Origin of the sequence: Pseudarthrobacter sulfonivorans (assembly GCF_031454915.1) — a bacterium.
GTDB classification, from domain to species: Bacteria; Actinomycetota; Actinomycetes; order Actinomycetales; family Micrococcaceae; genus Arthrobacter; species Arthrobacter sulfonivorans_C.
On sequence record NZ_JAVDRS010000008.1, the window covers coordinates 1 to 17930 of the forward strand.

15 protein-coding genes and 1 pseudogene are annotated in these 17930 nt (G+C 65.1%); 8 read left to right on the top strand and 8 right to left on the bottom strand.

Annotated features, from left to right (window positions below; genetic code table 11):
- Positions 1-554: 554 nt before the first annotated feature.
- Positions 555-1643: an ArsR/SmtB family transcription factor gene (locus tag J2808_RS16610; protein ID WP_309818803.1), complete on the bottom strand. Its 1089-nt coding sequence runs from the start codon at positions 1641-1643 to the stop codon at positions 555-557.
- A 243-nt stretch (positions 1644-1886) separates the two neighbouring features.
- On the opposite strand from J2808_RS16610, the pseudogene J2808_RS16615 reads away from it, so the two are divergent.
- The 4 genes and pseudogenes from J2808_RS16615 to J2808_RS16630 form a co-directional block, all read left to right on the top strand.
- Positions 1887-2297, top strand: a pseudogene (locus tag J2808_RS16615) (aldehyde dehydrogenase family protein); the annotation flags it as partial.
- A 717-nt stretch (positions 2298-3014) separates the two neighbouring features.
- The gene (locus J2808_RS16620) at positions 3015-4142 is read left to right on the top strand and encodes an L-talarate/galactarate dehydratase (RefSeq protein WP_309818805.1); all 1128 of its coding nucleotides are present in this window, start codon (positions 3015-3017) and stop codon (positions 4140-4142) included.
- 10 nt (positions 4143-4152) lie between these two features.
- Complete coding sequence (locus J2808_RS16625; protein ID WP_309818808.1) at positions 4153-4857, top strand: FadR/GntR family transcriptional regulator; 705 nt, start codon at positions 4153-4155, stop codon at positions 4855-4857.
- A gap of 169 nt (positions 4858-5026) precedes the next feature.
- A complete protein-coding gene (locus J2808_RS16630) occupies positions 5027-6394 on the top strand; it encodes an MFS transporter (protein WP_309818810.1) in 1368 nt (455 codons plus the stop codon).
- A 44-nt stretch (positions 6395-6438) separates the two neighbouring features.
- Here the strand turns inward: J2808_RS16630 and J2808_RS16635 are convergent, their stop codons facing one another.
- Positions 6439-7377, bottom strand: coding sequence for a LysR family transcriptional regulator (locus J2808_RS16635; protein ID WP_309818812.1), 939 nt, complete (start codon positions 7375-7377; stop codon positions 6439-6441).
- Positions 7378-7511: 134 nt separating this feature from the next.
- On the opposite strand from J2808_RS16635, the gene J2808_RS16640 reads away from it, so the two are divergent.
- Positions 7512-8813: a glucarate dehydratase family protein gene (locus J2808_RS16640; protein WP_309818814.1), complete on the top strand. Its 1302-nt coding sequence runs from the start codon at positions 7512-7514 to the stop codon at positions 8811-8813.
- Positions 8810-9880: a 2-hydroxyacid dehydrogenase gene (locus J2808_RS16645; RefSeq protein WP_309818816.1), complete on the top strand. Its 1071-nt coding sequence runs from the start codon at positions 8810-8812 to the stop codon at positions 9878-9880. Before J2808_RS16640 ends, J2808_RS16645 begins: the two co-directional genes overlap by 4 nt.
- On the opposite strand, the gene J2808_RS16650 is transcribed toward J2808_RS16645, so the two are convergent.
- The 6 genes from J2808_RS16650 to J2808_RS16675 are packed head-to-tail and all read right to left on the bottom strand — an operon-like array spanning position 9873 to position 16278.
- Positions 9873-10598: a sulfite exporter TauE/SafE family protein gene (locus J2808_RS16650; protein WP_309818818.1), complete on the bottom strand. Its 726-nt coding sequence runs from the start codon at positions 10596-10598 to the stop codon at positions 9873-9875. The genes J2808_RS16645 and J2808_RS16650 overlap by 8 nt on opposite strands.
- The gene (locus J2808_RS16655) at positions 10595-11617 is read right to left on the bottom strand and encodes an ABC transporter ATP-binding protein (RefSeq protein ID WP_309818820.1); all 1023 of its coding nucleotides are present in this window, start codon (positions 11615-11617) and stop codon (positions 10595-10597) included. Before J2808_RS16655 ends, J2808_RS16650 begins: the two co-directional genes overlap by 4 nt.
- A complete protein-coding gene (locus J2808_RS16660) occupies positions 11610-12764 on the bottom strand; it encodes an ABC transporter ATP-binding protein (protein WP_309818822.1) in 1155 nt (384 codons plus the stop codon). Before J2808_RS16660 ends, J2808_RS16655 begins: the two co-directional genes overlap by 8 nt.
- Positions 12761-13759 (bottom strand): ABC transporter permease, encoded by a 999-nt coding sequence (locus J2808_RS16665; protein ID WP_309818824.1) that lies wholly within the window; start codon positions 13757-13759, stop codon positions 12761-12763. Before J2808_RS16665 ends, J2808_RS16660 begins: the two co-directional genes overlap by 4 nt.
- Positions 13760-13767: 8 nt before the next feature.
- Positions 13768-14697: an ABC transporter permease gene (locus J2808_RS16670; RefSeq protein WP_309818825.1), complete on the bottom strand. Its 930-nt coding sequence runs from the start codon at positions 14695-14697 to the stop codon at positions 13768-13770.
- A 27-nt stretch (positions 14698-14724) separates the two neighbouring features.
- Positions 14725-16278, bottom strand: coding sequence for an ABC transporter substrate-binding protein (locus J2808_RS16675; protein WP_309818827.1), 1554 nt, complete (start codon positions 16276-16278; stop codon positions 14725-14727).
- 307 nt (positions 16279-16585) lie between these two features.
- Between J2808_RS16675 and J2808_RS16680 the strand changes: the two genes are divergently transcribed.
- Complete coding sequence (locus tag J2808_RS16680) at positions 16586-17536, top strand: 2-hydroxyacid dehydrogenase (RefSeq protein WP_309818830.1); 951 nt, start codon at positions 16586-16588, stop codon at positions 17534-17536.
- Positions 17533-17919 (top strand): universal stress protein, encoded by a 387-nt coding sequence (locus J2808_RS16685; protein ID WP_309818832.1) that lies wholly within the window; start codon positions 17533-17535, stop codon positions 17917-17919. The genes J2808_RS16680 and J2808_RS16685 overlap by 4 nt, the downstream gene beginning before the upstream one ends.
- Positions 17920-17930 lie beyond the last annotated feature (11 nt).

A 17930-nucleotide genomic window follows, 5' to 3' on the forward strand; every position in this document is an offset into this window, starting at 1 on the left:
GTGGGCAGATCTCATGGCCACCGGCGGGCAGTTCTACTGGCCGTCAGCGGGCAATTTCGTGGCCGCCTATGGGCAGTTTTTCATGGCCGCTAACAGTCGTTGAAGACGAATAGGCCGCGGCCCTGGCCCCGCTCGAGATGAACCCACATAACAAGCCCATCGAACGTCACATGATCCACGGTTCCTGTGAATCTCTCGCCCGCCGCTGTGGTGACAGTAATCGTCATACCCCTGACGAGGCTGCCCCAGTCCGCCTGAGATCCAGATCTGAGCTCCCTACGTACCGGAGCCTCTGGCTGGCTGTGTTTCACCTGGATCAGGTTTCTATTCTTCATGTGGGGGTCCCTTGAGATGGGCGGACATTGGGCAGTCGAGCTGAAGTCAGCGGAAGGCACAGGGCCGGCAACCATCTGATCGGCACGCTCTGCGCGAGATCAGCTCTGACGCCTTGAGCCTATCGATGCTACGAACTCTTCCCGGGCGACTTACCGCGCATCCGGTAAGGCTGGTGTCACCGACCGCGCCGCCCCCCTTGGCGCGGGCGCGGAGTGCCTCTAAGCGAGCATGGAGGTGACGAAATCCGTTCCGAGGCCCTGTACTACTTCGAGCTCCAGGCTGTAATAGACGTAGCGTCCTTCCCGTGAGGACTTGACCAGGCCAAGGCGTGCCAGCTGTTGTAGATGCCGAGACGTTTGGGGCACCGTCATTGCGCAGCTCTCAGCCAAGGCAGACGTCGACATCGGTTCCCGGGATAGCAATCGGCACATCATGGCACGCCGAGGATCAGCCAGCATCCTCATCCGGGCTAGCGTTACTTCCCCCGTCTGTCTCACTTCTTGGTACAGGGGGTACTGAAGCAGCGGTACGAGGCCTGGCTCATTCTTGACAAGGAGATGAGGGCGCCCGTGCCTGCTCGGCAGGACCACTAGGCCTGTTTTCAATGGTTTAAGGATGGCGCTCTTGTTCTTCTCGATATGGACACGCAGGGGCGACGCCTGAACGCTGACGTTGCCCCCGATACGCGCCAGCCCGAACGCGGGGCCATCCTTCCGCAGGACTTCGCGGAGATGCAACTGTTCCTGTCGCAGCGCCGGCAGCACCGAATCCCATGCGGAGTCGAAAAAGACTTCACGGCATTCACCCAAGAAAGCGATCAGTTCGCCCCGGAAACGTTCAGGGTCACCCAAGAGCCTTTCGGCCAACTCCACTCTTCGCCCTGAAAGTGCACCGGCCGCGGCAAGCAACTGATCAGACTGTGTGGCGTCCGACAGCAGATCATCGAAGATGCCCCGGCTGTTCCCCCCGGCGCACGCCCACGCAGTCTCTTGCATGAAACTGATCAAGGGCTGGTCTGCCAGGCGCTCCAGCTCAGAGTCAAGGCTCTCCCCGCTGTCTCCGCCGCCCTGGCACCCGATGTAAAAGTATCGGGCCCGGTAGGCCATCCACAACGGCGAAAGCCGCATCATGGTGTCGACAAACTCACCTGTCGCATGCTCGATGGCGTTGGCTGCCCAGCTCGCCTGGCCGCGGTGATGGTCCGACTCTGTCAGCACGTGAAGACAGGCAGAAAGCTCGGCCAGCGGCGACACCACGATCGAGAGTGCGCTATCGTCCGTTCCAGCGAGCAAGATCAACACACTCATACGCGAAGTCTATTCCGAGAGAAATTATGACCGGTCCCGCATTCCTGCACGTCACCGCTTGCAAAGCGATGCTATAGAACGCCGAGCCGATACCACCAATAGTTACCGGGTCCCCGGTAACTACCTCACTCCTATCGCGCGAGTGCCTTCATCCGGAACGATCAGTCGCCTTCGCATGCGAAGTTTCCGTGAGCCTAGCCGTTCGAGGACCAATAGGTAATTGGCCGTGGCGATGATGGCGTTGGCGCGACTGCTCTCACCGGCGGCGCTGCCGTCGAAGATCCCGGTTACTTCTACCAGCCCACCGTACTCACCAATGTCGCCGCAGATGCCCGCATTCTGACAGAAGAGATCTTCGGCCCCGTTGCCCCCATCGTTACGTTTTCCACCGAAGACGACGCCGTCCGCCTGGCCAACAACACTGAGTACGGCCTAGTGGCCTACGTCTTCACCAAAGATCTCAACCGAGGACTGCGCGTCAGCGAACGCCTTGAGACCGGCATGCTTGGCCTGAACGCCGGTGTCATCTCTACCGCCGCCGCACCCTTCGGCGGCGTCAAGCAGTCAGGCCTGGGCCGCGAAGGCGGCTCCGAAGGCATCGAAGAGTACCTGTACACCCAGTACGTAGGCATCGCGGACCCGTACGCCGACTAGGCCACGGGAGTCCCAAAACTGCAAGGGGTCTCTGTCCTCGCAACGTTCGGAGACCTCTCGCACCCAAGAACCCAACATCGTCTTCGCTTCGTCTCTGCCCAACACCAATAGCATGGCTAAGGCAGCTCCGCCCGCACGCGCGTGGATCGGGACGATCGTCTTACGATCCGAAACTTCACCGGCGGACGAAGGATGCTGCGAACCTGTTCAAGAGCCCAAAGTTCTGGGAGATGCCCAAATTAGGCCAGCTAGAGACGTCCACCCCTTGCATGTCTTAGCCGCGCCGGCCATCGCGCCTGCAGTTGCGAAGCCCTGTCCCTCAGTCTCCCGTCAGCATGAGCTACACCCCAATCTGACGTCAGGCACCACCCGGAAGGGCTGTCAGAATAGGAGCGATTCGCCCTTTTCTCGGCAGTCCTCTTAGATAGTCACAGATTTCATCCTGACACCTTCGGCACAGGAAAGTGACAGGTCAATCGGCCACACAAGACTCAGTCTCATCCTGTCGGCGAGGTGCGCCTTCCCCGAAGTCGTACGGACATTTATCCAGCAGCGGGACCAGGGTTATGGAACGACAACGGGAGGTCATCGCCCCGGCCCGGCAGCGGGACCGCCTGAAAGGCAGCGCTGCCGACAGGACTTGTAATACAAGTCCTACACTTGTATCCTAAGCAGGAGGGCAATGCAGCCCGGACAGCCTGCTTTCGAGGAGCATCAATGAGTACCGTCGACTTCATCCGGCACGTCAAACTTTCCACCGCACGGCTCCCGCTGGCCGTCCCCATCAGCGACGCCAAAGTATTCACCGGCCGCCAGAAGCCGATGACCGAAGTGGTGTTCCTGTTCGCGGAGATCACCACCGAACTCGGCCACACCGGCCTGGGCTTCAGCTACTCCAAGCGTGCCGGCGGCCCCGCGCAGTATGCGCACGCCAAGGAAGTGGCCGAAGGCCTCATCGGCGAGGACCCCAACGACATCGGCAAGATCTACACCAAGCTCCTCTGGGCCGGCGCCTCCGTGGGCCGCTCGGGCGTGGCCACCCAGGCCCTCGCCGCCATCGACATTGCCCTCTACGACCTCAAGGCCAAGCGCGCCGGCCTGTCACTGGCCAAGTTCCTGGGCGCCTACCGCGACTCCGTCCAGACCTACAACACCTCCGGCGGCTTCCTCAACGCATCCCTCGACGAGGTCAAGGCCCGGGCCACCGTCCTCCTGGAGGAAGGCATCGGCGGCATCAAAATCAAGGTGGGCCTGCCGGATACGGCCGAGGACCTGCGCCGCGTGGCCGGCATCCGCGAACACATCGGCTGGGACGTCCCCCTCATGGTGGACGCCAACCAGCAGTGGGACCGCGCCACGGCACTCCGCATGGGCCGGCAGCTGGAGCAGTTCAACCTCATCTGGATCGAAGAGCCGCTGGACGCGTATGACTTCGAAGGCCACGCCCACCTGGCCAACGTCTTGGACACCCCCATCGCCACCGGCGAGATGCTGGCGTCCGTGGCCGAACACAAGGGCCTCATCAACGCCAACGGCTGCGACATCATCCAGCCGGACGCCCCGCGCGTCGGCGGCATCACCCAGTTCCTGCGCCTCGCCGCGCTCGCAGACGAGCGCGGCCTGGGCCTGGCCCCGCACTTCGCCATGGAAATCCACCTGCACCTCGCCGCGGCCTACCCGCGGGAGCCGTGGGTGGAGCACTTCGACTGGCTTGACCCGCTCTTCAACGAACGCCTGGAAACCAAGAACGGCCGGATGATCGTGCCGGACCGCCCCGGCCTGGGCGTGACCCTCAGTGACCAGGCCCGTGCCTGGACCACCGAGACAGTGGAGTTCGGCGCGTAATCTTGAACGCATGACCCGGAACCTGACCGCGGACCTCACCGCAGAGCTTCGCACCCGCATCGTGGATGGTGCCATCCAGCCCGGCGACAAACTCCCGAGCGAAAACGCGCTGATGGGCGAATTCAGCGTCAGCCGCACCGTGGTGCGCGCGGCGCTGACGCGGCTCCAGGCCGAGGGACTCGTGGAGACCGAGCGCGGGCGGGGCAGCTTCGCGCTGACCCCGCCCGACGACGGCCACCAGCCGGTCCCGGGCAGCCGGCCCGTGGCGAGCGTCGAGGACCGCTTGCACCTGCTCGAATTCCGGATGGGCGTCGAAGCCGAGGCTGCCGCCCTCGCCGCCCGCAACCACTCCGACCGCCAGCTCAGGGCCGTCACCGCCGCCCTGGAACAGTTCACGTCCAGCGCCGACCATCCCGGCCACGCCATGAAGGCCGACTTTGAGTTCCACCGCGCCATCGCCGCAGCCTCTGGCAACCCTTTCTATTCGGACTGCCTGGCGGCCCTGGGACAGACGATGATCGCGATGCCTCGCACGCGGCTGCTTACCGACGTCGAGCATTACGCGCGCGACCATTTTGATCAGGTGGTCCACGAGCACCGCTCCATCGCTGCCGCCATCGCGGACGGCGATGAAAGCGCGGCGGCTGCTGCCATGCGGAGTCACCTGGCGAATTCCCGACGTCGTTTCAAGGCTTCTGTGCGGCCGCCCGCCTAGCACTGCACTTCTTCGCCAGCGGTAATGCCCTGACGGTATCAAACAATGCACCATTCGTGTTGGACTGGCATCGGAATTCCCGAATAAAGTGGTCCCACTCGCTGTGGCGTGAACCACAGCGCTGGTACCGGGTCCCCGGACCCCGCCGCACCAATTCGAAGGAATACCCATGCAGTCTGTAGACACCGCTGTCACGGATGTGGCCATCGCCACGAAGAAGTTTTTCAAGCGGGTCCTGCCCATCATGCTGGTCATGCTGGTGTGCAACCAGCTCAACCGCTCCAACATCGGCTACGCCCACGAGCACCTCGAAGCCGATGTTGGCATCGGGGCCGCGGCCTACGGCTTCGGGGCAGGGCTGTTCTTCATCGCCTACGCCATCTTCGAACTTCCCAGCAACGTGATGATGGAGAAGTACGGCGCCAAGGTGTGGCTCGCCCGCATCATGGTCAGCTGGGGCATCGTCTCCTTCCTGATGGCCTTCGTCCAGAACGAAATGATGTTCTACGTGCTCCGCTTCCTGCTGGGCGCCGCCGAAGCCGGATTCTTCCCGGCCGTCATCTTCTACTTCGCCCGCTGGGTACCGGCTGGCCAGCGCGGCAAAGCTACCGCCATCTTCATCGCCGGCTCGTCCATCGCGGCAGCACTCTCCGGTCCTATCGCCGGCATGCTCCTGAGCCTGCACGATGTCCTCGGAATCCGCGGCTGGCAGTGGCTGTTCGGCTTCGAAGGCCTGCTCTCCGTGGTGGTGGGCATTGTGGTGTTCTTTCTGCTGGACGCCAAGATCCAGGACGCCAAGTGGCTCTCCGCCGGTGAAAAAGCAGCCCTCGTCGACGCCATCGCCGCGGAAGACGCCCAGCACGCCACAACCTCCGGCGGGAAGATCAACCGCTGGAAGATGCTGCTGAACCCCCAGATCCTGCTGCTCTGCGGCATCTACTTCTCCATCCAGCTTTCCATTTACGCCAACACGTTCTGGCTGCCCACCATCGTGAAGCAGATTCCCGGCACCACGGACCTGAGCGTCGGCTTCCTGTCCGCCATCCCGTGGGTGTGCGCCGTCGTCGCAATGTATTTCGCCGCCAAGATGCAGGACAAGGCGAGGTCCAAGCGTCCGCTGCTGGTGGTGGCCCTCCTGGTCGCGGCAGTGGGCACGCTGGCCGCTGCCGTCGCCACGCCGGTCCTGGCACTGGTCTTCCTGGCCATTGCCGCCATGGGCTTCAAGAGCGCCTCGCCGCTGTTCTGGACCATCCCGCAGTCCGGACTCCACCCGCTGGTCCTCGCCCCGGCCATCGCCATCATCAACTCCCTGGGCAACCTCGGCGGCTTCGTGGCGCCGTTCGGCTTCGGCCTCATCAAGGAAAGCACCGGCAGCGTTGTCCCCGGCCTGTTTGCCTTGGCCGCAGCGTCCACCCTGGCAGCCGGGCTGGTCTACTTCCTGAAGGAACGCCGCAACCCGGTATCGCCTGAAGATGCATCGAAGCAGGAGGAGGCCCCCACCGCATCGGAGCACCTGGTACCGGCCACCGCCCGCTAGAAGCCGGTCACACAGCAGGCCAACGCACAGCAGCACCGCCCGTGTCAGCCCGCCGTCGGCAAGGCTGCTGCGGCGAGCGGCTCGATCAGCTCCAGCAACCTCAGGACCGCGGGGTTGGCCGTCTCCTCATTCCAGGCCACGTCCAGCTCCACGCGGTTCAGCTCGCGCATGCCGTGCCGCCCGTCGATTTCGTGGAATTCCACTCCGGCCGGAGCGAAGGCCATGGCCGAGGCGGGCACCAGGGTCACGCCCAGCCCGGCCTGGACAAAGGCAAGGAGCGCCGGAACCTGGCTGGCGTACTGGGTGATGTTGGCGTGGGCGCCGGCGCTGGCAAACAACCTCAGCACCAGGTCATGGAAGTAACGCGCCTCCTTGGTGGAGTACATCAGCAGCGGCAGGCGGTCCAAAAATCCCAGCGGGAGTGGCTCACCGGCAGGCGGCGCCATGTTCCCCAGCAGCGTGCTTCCCATGGGCAGAGCCACCACCAGGCGGTCCTGCATCACCGGCCGGCACACCACCCCGGGCCGGGCCACGATGGGCCGCAGCAGGCCAATGTCCACACTGCCTTTCACCAGCCCGTCCATCTGGTCCGTTGACACCAGTTCCCGGAGCACAAAGGACACTCCCGGCATCCCTTCCGCGGCGGACCGCAGCATCAGCGGCAACGCACTCTGCCCGGCGATGGCGGTGTAGCCCACCGTGATGGTGCCCGCCTGGCCTGACGAGACCCGCCGCACATCGAGGTCGGTCTTGATGCACATATCCAGGATCTGGCGGGCCCTCGGCAGGAGGGTGGCGCCGGCGGCCGTGAGTTCCACCTTCCGGCTGGTCCGGCCGAACAGCTGTGTCCCCAGCTTCTTTTCAAGCATTTGGATCTGGCGGCTCAACGGCGGCTGCGTCATATTTAGCCGCTCGGCCGCGGCACCGAAGTGCAGCTCTTCCGCGACGGCGACAAAGGCCTCTAACTGGGGCAGGGAAAACATCTATACCCTTACTGAATTGTTGAGTGCATAAATTAGCTTGGACTTGGATCAATGGCTCACCTTATGGTCGGTGAACGGGGCACGGAAATCAACCCTTTTGAGCCCACAGAAGCCAACCCAAGGAGCACAGCGCAGTGGACCAGGCATACGATCCCGCCCGCAACCTCAACCAGGCCAGGATTACCGGCGTGACCATCACTCCGGTCGCGTTCAAGGACCCGCCGCTGCTCAATACCGTTGGGGTGCATGAACCGTTCGCTTTGCGGGCCATCGTGGAGGTCCACACGGACTCCGGCGTGTCCGGCATCGGCGAAACGTACGGCGACGCCGGGCACGTTGCCAGGCTCCAGCTCGCGGCCGCGGCCCTGCCCGGGACGGACATCTTCAACATCAACCAGATGAACAGCCGGATCTCTGAGGCCCTCAGCCAGGACACCATCCAGGGCGGCCACGGCATGAGCGGCATGGTCACCGGGTCCAGCACGGCGGACCGCGTGCTGTCCGCGTTCGACGTCGCCGCCCTCGACATCCAGGGCAAGCTCGTCGGCCGGCCGGTCAGCGACCTCCTCGGCGGCGCCGTCCGTGACACGGTGCAGTTCAGCGGATACCTCTTCTACAAGTGGGCCGGCCACCCCAGCCAGCAAGACGACACCTGGGGCGCGGCCCTGGACCCTGCCGGAATTGTGCGGCAGGCCCGCACCATGGTGGACCAGTACGGGTTCAGCGCACTCAAGCTGAAAGCCGGCGTGTTCCCGCCGGAGGAAGAGATCGCGGCCATCCACGCACTCCGCGCGGAATTCCCCGACCTGCCGCTCCGCATCGATCCCAACGGCGCCTGGACCGTGGACACCTCCATCCGCGTGGGCAAGGAGCTCGACGGCGTCCTGGAGTACCTTGAGGACCCCACCCCCGGCATTGAGGGCATGGCGGCCGTGCGCCGCGAAGTCGGCATGCCGCTGGCCACGAACATGTGCGTGGTCAGCTTCGCGGACGTGGCGCCCGCGGTGGCGGCCGGCGCCGTGGATGTCATCCTCTCGGACCACCACTTCTGGGGCGGACTACGCCGGACCCAGTTCCTGGCCGGCATTACCGAAACGTTCGGCCTCGGGCTGTCCATGCACTCCAATTCCCACCTGGGCATCAGCCTTGCGGCCATGGTCCATCTGGCGGCAGCCACCCCCAACCTCGACTACGCGTGCGACACGCACTGGCCCTGGAAGGACCCGTCGGAAGACGTCATCGACGGCGGCGTCTTTACCTTTAAGGACGGCGCCGTCCAGGTCCCCACCGGCCCGGGCCTGGGCATTGAGCTGGACCGCGATGCCCTGGAGCGGCTGCACCGCCAGTACCTGGACTGCGGGCTCAGGAGCAGGGATGACACCGGCTATATGCAGCGGCTCTACCCGACCTACCAGCTTCAGAGCCCGCGGTGGTGACCGGCGGCCAGGGCACCCCGCAGATTGGCACCGGGCGCCCTGAGTCCCTGAAGATCGTGGTCACGGACCCCATCATCAGCCGCTTCGAGGACGCCCTGAAGGCCGACGGCGGCGCGCACCGGTGGGACATGGCGGCGGCGTGGACTCCGGAACGCAGGCTGGACGCCCTGGCGGGTGCCGACGTCGTGGTTTGCTCCTCCCTCGGCCCCGCCGAAGCGGCGGCCGCGGCACGCGCGAGGCTGGTCCACGTTACGGGGGCCGGCTACGACAAGATTTCCTTCCCCCACCTGGTGCCGTCGGCGATCGTGGCCAACACGTTCCACCACGCACGGCCCATCGCCGAGCATGTCCTGATGGTCACGCTGATGCTGTCCCGGAACGTGGCAGCATCGGACAAGGCCGTCCGGGCGGGGCAGTGGCGGACCATTGCCACGGCCGACGACGTCCCGTTCCATCCGGTCCTGGCCGACCTGACGCTGGGGCTGGTAGGACTGGGGTCCATTGGCGCCGAGGTGGCCCGCGTCGCCGCGGCGCTGGGCATGAAGGTCCGCGCTGTGCGGCGCAACGCGGCGGCCCCGCTTCCGGAAGGAGTCAGGCTGGACTGGGTGGGCGGAAATGACGAACTCAACACGCTGCTGGCCGCGTCCGACGTTGTGGTGGTCACGGTACCGCTGGACGCCGCAACGGAAGGGATGATCGGGCACGCCGCGCTGGCGGCCATGAAGCCCTCGGCCTTCCTTATTAACGTGGCCCGCGGGCCCGTGGTGGACCAGGCCGCGCTGTTCGCGGCACTGACGGAACGGCGCATCGCCGGAGCCGGCCTCGATGTCTGGTGGGGATCGCCCGCGGATGGTGTGGTGCCGCCGGCGGAACTGCCCTTCGCGTCCCTGCCGAACACCGTGCTGACCCCGCATCATTCAGGCCACGCCCGGGTGACATTTGAGCGCCGGGCGGCAGACATCGCCGCCAACATCGGCCTGCTGGCCCGCGGCGGGGAGCTCAGGAACGTGGTGGCACGGCCTGCTCCGCCGACGGGTGCCGCACCGGCCGCCAACCCGGCTAAATAGCCGCGAGAACCAGCTGAACAATCAGCAGCACGCTTCCCAGCGCCGATGCGCCGAGGGCCACGGCCTTCAGGCGCGCGGCGTTGAGGAAGCGGTTCACGTACCGGGACGCCACGTAGCCAGCCACCGCCGCCGGAACCATCCACAGCGCCAGGGCCAGCATCTCCGCCGTGACGGCACCGGTGACCCAGAGCATTCCCATCGAAATTGACGATCCCACCATAAAGAAGGCGCTCATGGTGCCCCGCAGCCGGGGCCCGTCGTGCCCCTGCCAGACCAGGGCCATGGGCGGGCCGCCGATGGAGGTGGCCGTTCCCATGATGCCCGAGGCCGCCCCGGCAGCGATCAGCGTTGCCCTGACAGGCCGGGGAGCCCAGCCGTGGACCGCCAGCATCAAACCGGTCAGCACCACGGCCACCACCACCCACGCCAGGCCCTCCCTGGACAGCACCGACACCAGCCACGCGCCGAGGAAGCTCCCGGGAACCCGCCCCACCAGTGCCCAGCCCGTGCCCCGAAGGTCCAGGCTCTGCCGCTCCCGAACGGTCACCATCACGGTGACCAGGAATGCCAGGATGATCAGCGTGGCCGGCAGCAGCGCGGGATCCACCATGGCGATCACCGGCGCCGCCAGCATGCCCATGCCGAATCCGCTGGACGCCTGCAGGCAGGCGGCCAGGAAGATCACCCCGGCGATCAGTGCATACTCGCTGCCTGTCACTGGGCGGAAGCGATGGCGCCCGTCAGGCCTTTGATGGAGTCGAGCGGGAAGTGGCACTCTGCGAGATGCCGCGTGCCGTCCGGGGCTGCCAGCACCTGTGGTTCGGGTGCCACTTCGGCACAGATGTCCTGGGCCTTCCAGCAGCGCGTCCGGAAGCGGCAGCCCGACGGCGGATCCAGCGGTGAGGGCAGTTCGCCTTTCAGGACAATCCGGTCCCGGGTGGTACCGCTGACGTCCAGCTTCGGGGACGCTGACATTAGTGCCGCCGTGTAAGGGTGCCGGGGGTGGTCAAAGACCTCTTCGGTAGCACCTGTTTCGATGATCCGCCCGAGGTACATCACGGCCACCCTGTCCGCCACGTGCCGGACCACCGTCAGGTCGTGGGAGATGAAGATGTAGGACACACCAAGCTCCTGCTGGAGCTCATTGAGGAGGTTCAGGACCTGCGCCTGGACTGAGAGGTCCAGGGCCGACACCGGCTCGTCGAGGATGATGACATCCGGGTTCAGGGCGAGGGCCCGGGCAATACCGATGCGCTGGCGCTGGCCGCCGGAAAATTCCTGCGGTGACTTGCGGGCATCGGAGGGACGCAGGCCCACCATGTGCAGCAGTTCACGGACCCGGGCGTCGCGTTCCCGCGACGTCGGATACAGGCTCCGGTGCGTGGCCCACGGTTCGGCGATGATGTCTCCGGCGTTCATCCGGGCGTTCAGGGACGCGAACGGGTCCTGGAAGACCATCTGCACGCGCCGCCGCCAGGTCAGCAACTCCTTGCCGCGGAGCCCGAAGGGGTTGGTTCCCTCGAAGCTCACGGTCCCTTCATCCGGCGTCTCCAGCATCATCAGGGTCCGGGCCAGGGTGGACTTGCCGCAGCCGGACTCGCCAACCAGGCCAAGCGTCTCGCCCCGGCCGACCGTCAGGCTGATGCCGTCCAGGGCCTTGAGCCGGGTGTTGCCGCTGGCGCTTTTGGCCACGTGGAACGTTTTGGTCAGGCCCTCAATTGTCAGAAGCTCAGGCATTGTTGATCTCCTCGCTGAAGTGGCACGCGGCCGCACGGGCAGGCCGCGGGACCCCGACGGAAAGTGCGGCCTCCGGGGCGGCCGGCACAGGGGTGCCGTGAGCTGTGCTTTCGCCGTTGCTCCCCTGTTGGTTGCCGGCGGGCACGCCCACCGGACGGAGGACAGGACGTTCGGCCCGGCAGATGTCCTGCACCAGCGGGCAACGCGACTGGTACACGCAACCGGCGGGGATGTCGTGGAGCTCCGGCGGGCTCCCGGGAATGGACTTCAGTTGGGCGCCCCGTTCCAGGTGGACCGGCACCGATTCCAGCAGCCCCTTGGTATAGGGATGGCGCGGATCGGCGAAGACCTCAGAGACCGGACCGCTCTCTACCACGTTCCCGGCATACATCACGGCCACGGAGTCAGCCTCTTCGGCCACCACCGCGAGGTCGTGGGTGATGAGGATGACAGCCATCTGGCCCTCTTCGCGGAGTTTCCGCAGCAGTTGCATGATCTGCGCCTGGACCGTGACGTCCAGGGCCGTGGTGGGCTCGTCGGCGATCAGCAGCCGCGGGTTCAGGGCCACCGCCATGGCGATCAGGATGCGCTGGCGCATTCCGCCGGAGAACTGGTGGGGATAGGAATTGACCCGTGATTCCGGCTCGGGGATTCCCACGCGCTTCATTAGGTCGATCGCTTCCGCCCGTGCTTGTTTGGCGTTGAGGCCGCGGTGGATGCGGAAGGCCTCCCCCAGTTGGGTGCCCACCGTATAGACGGGGTTCAGGGCCGTCAGGGCGTCCTGGAAGACGATGCCCAGCTCGGGCCCGGCAAACTTGAGCCGTTCCTTCGGGCTCAGCGCCGCGAGGTCGGTCCCGTTGAGCATGATCTGGCCGTCGGCCAAGTCGCAGACCGGATCCATGATCCCGGCAAGGGCCTTGGCTGTCATGGACTTTCCGCAGCCCGATTCGCCCAGCAGCGCCAGTGTTTCGCCGGCGCGGGCTTCGAAGGCCACGCTGTTGACGGCGCGTACGGTACCGCGGTGGGTGCGGATGTCCACGGCGAGATCGCGGACCTGAAGGACCACGTCGTGGGCTTTCGCCTGGCTGGCTGCTGCGGATGCGGCATGGGTGCCTCGGCTTGGAGCTTGTTCGGCAGCTGTTTTCACGGCTGTGCCTCCTTGGCTGGAATGCGGACAATCAGCCGCTTGCGGGGAAGTGCCAGGCGCCACCGCTGGGCCGGATCCGTGGCGATCCGCAGCCAGGCGGCGAGAACGTTGGCGGCAATGGTGGCCACCACAATGGCGACGCCGGGGAAGATGGAGAGCCACCAGGCGGTCTGCAGGTACTGCCGGCCCTGGGACACCATCAGTCCCCAGCTGACATCCGGCGGCTGGATGCCAATGCCCAGGAAGCTCAGGGAAGATTCGGCGAGCATCACGTAGCAGAATTCGAGCGTGGCCAGCGTCAGCAGCGTCGGCAGCACCACGGGGATGACATGCCGGACGATGATCGCGTTGGGCTTTGCACCGAACGTGCGCGCCGCGTCCACGAATGTCCGGCTCTGAAGCTCCGCGGACTCGGCGCGCGCCGTGCGCAGGTAGATGGGAATGCGGGTCAGTGCCAGGATCAGCACGATGTTCGCTGCGCTGGGGCTAAAGACATAGAGGACCACGACGGCGAGCAGCAGGGACGGGAAGCTCATGATCACGTCGGCGATCCGCATGGACACGTTTTCGCGCCAGCCGCGGTGGTAGCCGGCCCAGACACCCCACAGGGAGCCGATGAGGAGGGCGACGGCCACGGCAGGCAGGGCGACGGACAGGGTAGTCCGGCTGGCCACCACGAGCCGCGCAAGCATGCTGCGGCCCAGGGAATCGCTGCCCAGGAAGTATTCCCAGCCGTAGGCAGGATTGAACGGTGCCTTGTTGGCGAACAGCAGGTTCTGTTTGGTGGCCAGGTCACCCATCAGCGCAGGGCCCACCAGCGCGGTCAGGCCGATGAGGATCAGGATCAGTGCGGAGACGGTGGCAAAGCGGTCCTTGAGCAGGAGCCGGAAGAGGCTGAGCTTCCCGTCCTTCTTTTCGGGCCCGTCTTTTTCCGCGGGCTGGAAATCGGCAGGCACTTGCTCCGGCGCCGAACCCTCGTTCAGTGAACTTTTCATGGCTACTCCTAAGCCTTTACCGTGACGGGACGGACGCGCGCGTCCAGGAGCGCGTACCCCATGTCGATAAGGATGTTCAGCGCAAAGATCGCGACGGCGGTGAGCAGGACGGCTGCCTGCAGGACGGCAAAGTCACGTTGCAGGATCGAATCGATCATGAGCTTTCCAATGCCCGGCCAGCCGAAAATCGTTTCCACCACAACGGCGCCGTTGACAAGGCCAACGGCCAGGTCGCCGGCGACCGTCAGGGCAGGGGCAGCCGCGTTGCGGAGCGCGTGGTGCGTGATCACGCGGAGCTCCCCCGCACCACGGCTGCGGGCCAGCTTGATGTAAGGCTCCGAGAGTGCGGAGACCATCGAGCCGCGGACGATCTGGACCAGCACCCCGAACGGCCGAAGAAGCAGGGTGGCGATTGGCAGCACCCAGGCGCTGGCTCCCGACACACCGGATGTCGGCAGCCAGCCCAGGGTTATGGCGAAGATCCAGATGCCCACGATCGCCAGCCAAAAGTCCGGGATCGAAGCGGCAGCCATCGAGACGAAACTTGAGATGCGGTCCGCGATGCCGTTCGGCTTCAGGGCCGCCCAGCAACCCACCACCAGGGCCAGGATGACGGCCAGCACCATGGTGGTGGCGGCCAACTGCAGGGTGGCCGGGAAAGCGCGGAGTGCCATGGCGGCGGCGTCCTGCCCGGTGCGCAGCGACTGCCCGAAGTCGAGCCGGAGCACGCCGCCGAAGTAATCGGCCATTTGGACCAGCAGCGGCTGGTCCAGGCCGTTGCGTGCGGTGAAGTCGTCGCGCATCTGTTGGGTGGCGTTCAGCGGCAGGTACAGGCTGGCAGGGTTACCCGTCATTCTGGCCAGCGCGAACACACCAACGATCACCACCACCAGCGGCAAAGCGCTCGAGACAATCCGCTTTCTCAAGTAGATCAGCATGGCTGTCCTTCTCTCCCGGAGACCGGGCTAGCTTGCCGGGGTCATTTCCGAGACACGCAGTTCATCGCCACTGGACGAATTGGGCGTGTAGTTCACGGATTTGGCCTTGCCGATGATGCCGGTCTGGTGGGAGATGTGGGCGAACTGGACAACCTTGTCGTTTTGGTAGGCGAAGATGTCCTCGAAGGCCTTCTTCCGCTCGTCGCCGGAGGCAGCATCGGCTTTCTTGATCATGGCGTCGAATTCGGGGGTGCCGTAGTAGCTTTGGGCGCCGGTGGAGAGCATGTACTGGTCCACCGTGAAGGCAGCGTCGCCGGCCTGGTTGCCGTGCTGGGTCATGAGTGCCACTGCGCCCTCATCCTCGGGGAAGGGGCGGACCTGGTAGGTCAGGTGCTGGCTGGTCTCGAGCATCTTGAGCTTGACGTTCAGGCCGGCCTGGCTCAGCTGTTCCTGCAGGACCTGGCCCAGTTCGGTGATCTTGGGGAACTGGGCGCTGCGGACCACCATGGAGATTTGTTTGGACGTGTCAACGCCGTCGGCTTTCGCTTCAGCCACTAGTGACTTGGCCTTTTCCAGGTCGAATGGCCAGCCTGCCAGCCCCGCGTTGTGTCCGACGATTCCGTCGGGAACCAGCTGGGCCGCAACCTGGTGCTTGCCCTGGTAGAGCGAGTTGACGATACCTTCTTTGTCGATGGCGAAGTTGATGGCCTGGCGGACGCGGATGTCGTTAAGCGGTGCCTCGTTGGCGTCCAGGCGGAGGGCCACGGTCTCGTTGTTCGGGTAGTCAAGACCCAGGTCGCCGATGTTGTCGTCCGGGCTCAGTCCCATGGCCACGTCCGCTTCGCCGCTGGTGATCATAGCCGCGCGGACTGAGCTCTCGGAGCGCCACTGGTACTCCGCTGTGGCGTAGGCAGGCTTGTCTCCCCAGTAGCCGTCCCAGCTGGTGAGGGTGATCTTCTGGCCGGCGTCCCACTTCTCGATCTTGTAGGGGCCGGTTCCGATCGGTTCGCGGACCTTTTCGGTGGCACTCGTCGACGTGGGTACTACTTCAAGGAAGGAGAGCCGCAGCGGGAGGATGGGATCAGGCTCCGGCGTAGTGACAGTAAGGGTGGTGGCGTCCACTGCCTTCACCACAAGGTCAGCATCGCCGAAAACGTAACCCTCAACGTTGCAGCCGAGCTTCGAGTTGACGGCCCGTTCGATGGTGAACGCGGCTGCCTCGGCGTTGAACGGGGTGCCGTCCTGGAAGGTCACCCCTTCGCGAAGCTTGAGCGTCCACTCAGTGTCGGTGGTGGCTTTCCACTCGGTGGCGAGCTTGGGTTCCAGCTCGCCGCTCTGGGGATTGCGTTCAATCAGCGGTTCGGTGACGTTGGACCGCATCACCACACCTGTAGAGGTCAGGTTCGACTCACACGCTTCCAGGGTGGGCGGCTCCTGGCCGAGCACCACACGCACAGTATTGGAGGCGGTGCCAGTGGCTTCGGTATTGGCAACTGAGCAACCGCTCAGGCCGAGCACCGCCACGGAGGCCAAGGCCGGCCATTTGAGAGCGGCAAATGAGAGTTTTGAAGAAGACGTCATTGGATTCCTCCGAGTTGGATACTTGCGGCAGCGGGTTGTTTCCGGAGCCCCGGATCGGGTCAACAGGAACAGATGCTTGTGCCGCGCTGGACTCAAGCTAGATGAGGTGTGACACGCCGCACAAGGATTTCGCCCGCCTTTCAAAGTGGCCGAAGCTCCCGGAATCCGGGGCGGCCGGACGTGATGATGGGCGCTTACCCCCAAAATCCGCGCAGTCACGCGAAGTTAAACGATCAATACACTTCTGGGATGAATCAATGCCATTTACGTGTTGGACCTGCATGGGTTCGAAACCTACTGTGCAGATATGAAGAACATCGCCGTCCTCCAGGTAGGGCCCCTCATGCCAGCCGTCCAAGAACCCATCACCAGCGAGTACGGGGCTGTCCGGCTGCCGGACCCGGGCCCCGGGCGGGAGGAATTCCTGCAGCAGCACGGCGGGTCCTTTGACGTCGCCGTGACCTCCGGGAAGGTTGGTGTGGGCACGGAAGTCATGCGCGCCCTGCCGAACCTTCGCGCCGTCGTCAATTTCGGCGTCGGCTACGACACCACGGATGTGGCGCAGGCTGCCGAACGCGGCATCGCCGTCAGCAACACCCCGGATGTCCTCAACGACTGTGTGGCTGACACGGCCATAGCTCTGTACCTGGACGTTCTGCGCAGGACCAGCGCGGCGGACAGGTTCGTCCGCCGTGGCGACTGGCTCAGCAAGGGAAACTTTCCCCTTGCCACCAAAGCCAGCGGCAAACGGGTGGGCATCCTTGGCCTGGGCCGGATCGGACGGGTCATAGCGCGCAGGCTGGAAGGGTTCGACTGTGCCATCAGCTACCACAGCCGCAACCCCGTGGAGGGCGTCAGTTACGAATACAAAGCTTCACCCCGCGACCTCGCCGCCGGCTGCGACGTGCTGATTGTCGCCGCGGCGGGTGGACCTGGTTCGGCGAGGCTCGTGGACGCCGGCGTCATTGAGGCGATCGGTCCCGACGGCTACCTGATCAACATCGCCCGGGGATCCGTCGTTGATGAGGATGCCCTCGTTGCAGCACTGCTTGCCGGACGGCTCGCGGGGGCCGGCCTGGACGTTTTTGCCGACGAGCCGAAGGTCCCCGAAGATCTCCTGGCACTCGACAACGTTGTGCTCCTGCCCCACTTGGGGAGCGGCACCCATGAGACCAGGGCGGCAATGGCGGAACTGACGCTTGCCAACCTGCGGCAGTTCGTTGGTACCGGTTCCGTCCTGACCGAGGTACACGCATGAGTGTGGCGGTGGGGTATGTCGCCTCGCAGGAGGGCCGGGCCGCGCTGAGCGCCGCCATTCGGGAAGCGGCACTCCGGCGGACGGACCTGCAGATCCTGGGCCCCGTCCCCGGCCAGGGCTCCGCGGACGCGGACATCCGGGATGCCATCGCCGAGGCTGCGGCAGCGGGGGTGGCGGCTTCCCTTCGCGAAGGTGACGACGCCGAGGCAGCGGACCTCATGATCGACGCGTCCTATGAAGAGGATGTTGAGCTGATTGTCATCGGTGTGCGCAGGCGTTCCCCGGTGGGGAAACTCTTCCTCGGCAGCACTGCCCAGCGGGTCATCCTGGAAGCCGGCTGCCCGGTAACCGCCGTGAAAGCCGACGTCGGACCGCGCACCTGAGCGGCTCCCTC

What these genes read in the sequence shown, in the direction of transcription:
- J2808_RS16655 (WP_309818820.1), bottom strand. Translation starts at nt 11,617, where the DNA reads ATGCCTGAGCTTCTGACAATTGAGGGCCTGACCAAAACGTTCCACGTG.
- J2808_RS16620 (WP_309818805.1), top strand. Translation starts at nt 3,015, where the DNA reads ATGAGTACCGTCGACTTCATCCGGCACGTCAAACTTTCCACCGCACGG.
- J2808_RS16685 (WP_309818832.1), top strand. Translation starts at nt 17,533, where the DNA reads ATGAGTGTGGCGGTGGGGTATGTCGCCTCGCAGGAGGGCCGGGCCGCG.
- J2808_RS16680 (WP_309818830.1), top strand. Translation starts at nt 16,586, where the DNA reads ATGAAGAACATCGCCGTCCTCCAGGTAGGGCCCCTCATGCCAGCCGTC.
- J2808_RS16630 (WP_309818810.1), top strand. Translation starts at nt 5,027, where the DNA reads ATGCAGTCTGTAGACACCGCTGTCACGGATGTGGCCATCGCCACGAAG.
- J2808_RS16625 (WP_309818808.1), top strand. Translation starts at nt 4,153, where the DNA reads ATGACCCGGAACCTGACCGCGGACCTCACCGCAGAGCTTCGCACCCGC.
- J2808_RS16670 (WP_309818825.1), bottom strand. Translation starts at nt 14,697, where the DNA reads ATGCTGATCTACTTGAGAAAGCGGATTGTCTCGAGCGCTTTGCCGCTG.
- J2808_RS16610 (WP_309818803.1), bottom strand. Translation starts at nt 1,643, where the DNA reads ATGAGTGTGTTGATCTTGCTCGCTGGAACGGACGATAGCGCACTCTCG.
- J2808_RS16665 (WP_309818824.1), bottom strand. Translation starts at nt 13,759, where the DNA reads ATGAAAAGTTCACTGAACGAGGGTTCGGCGCCGGAGCAAGTGCCTGCC.
- J2808_RS16635 (WP_309818812.1), bottom strand. Translation starts at nt 7,377, where the DNA reads ATGTTTTCCCTGCCCCAGTTAGAGGCCTTTGTCGCCGTCGCGGAAGAG.
- J2808_RS16675 (WP_309818827.1), bottom strand. Translation starts at nt 16,278, where the DNA reads ATGACGTCTTCTTCAAAACTCTCATTTGCCGCTCTCAAATGGCCGGCC.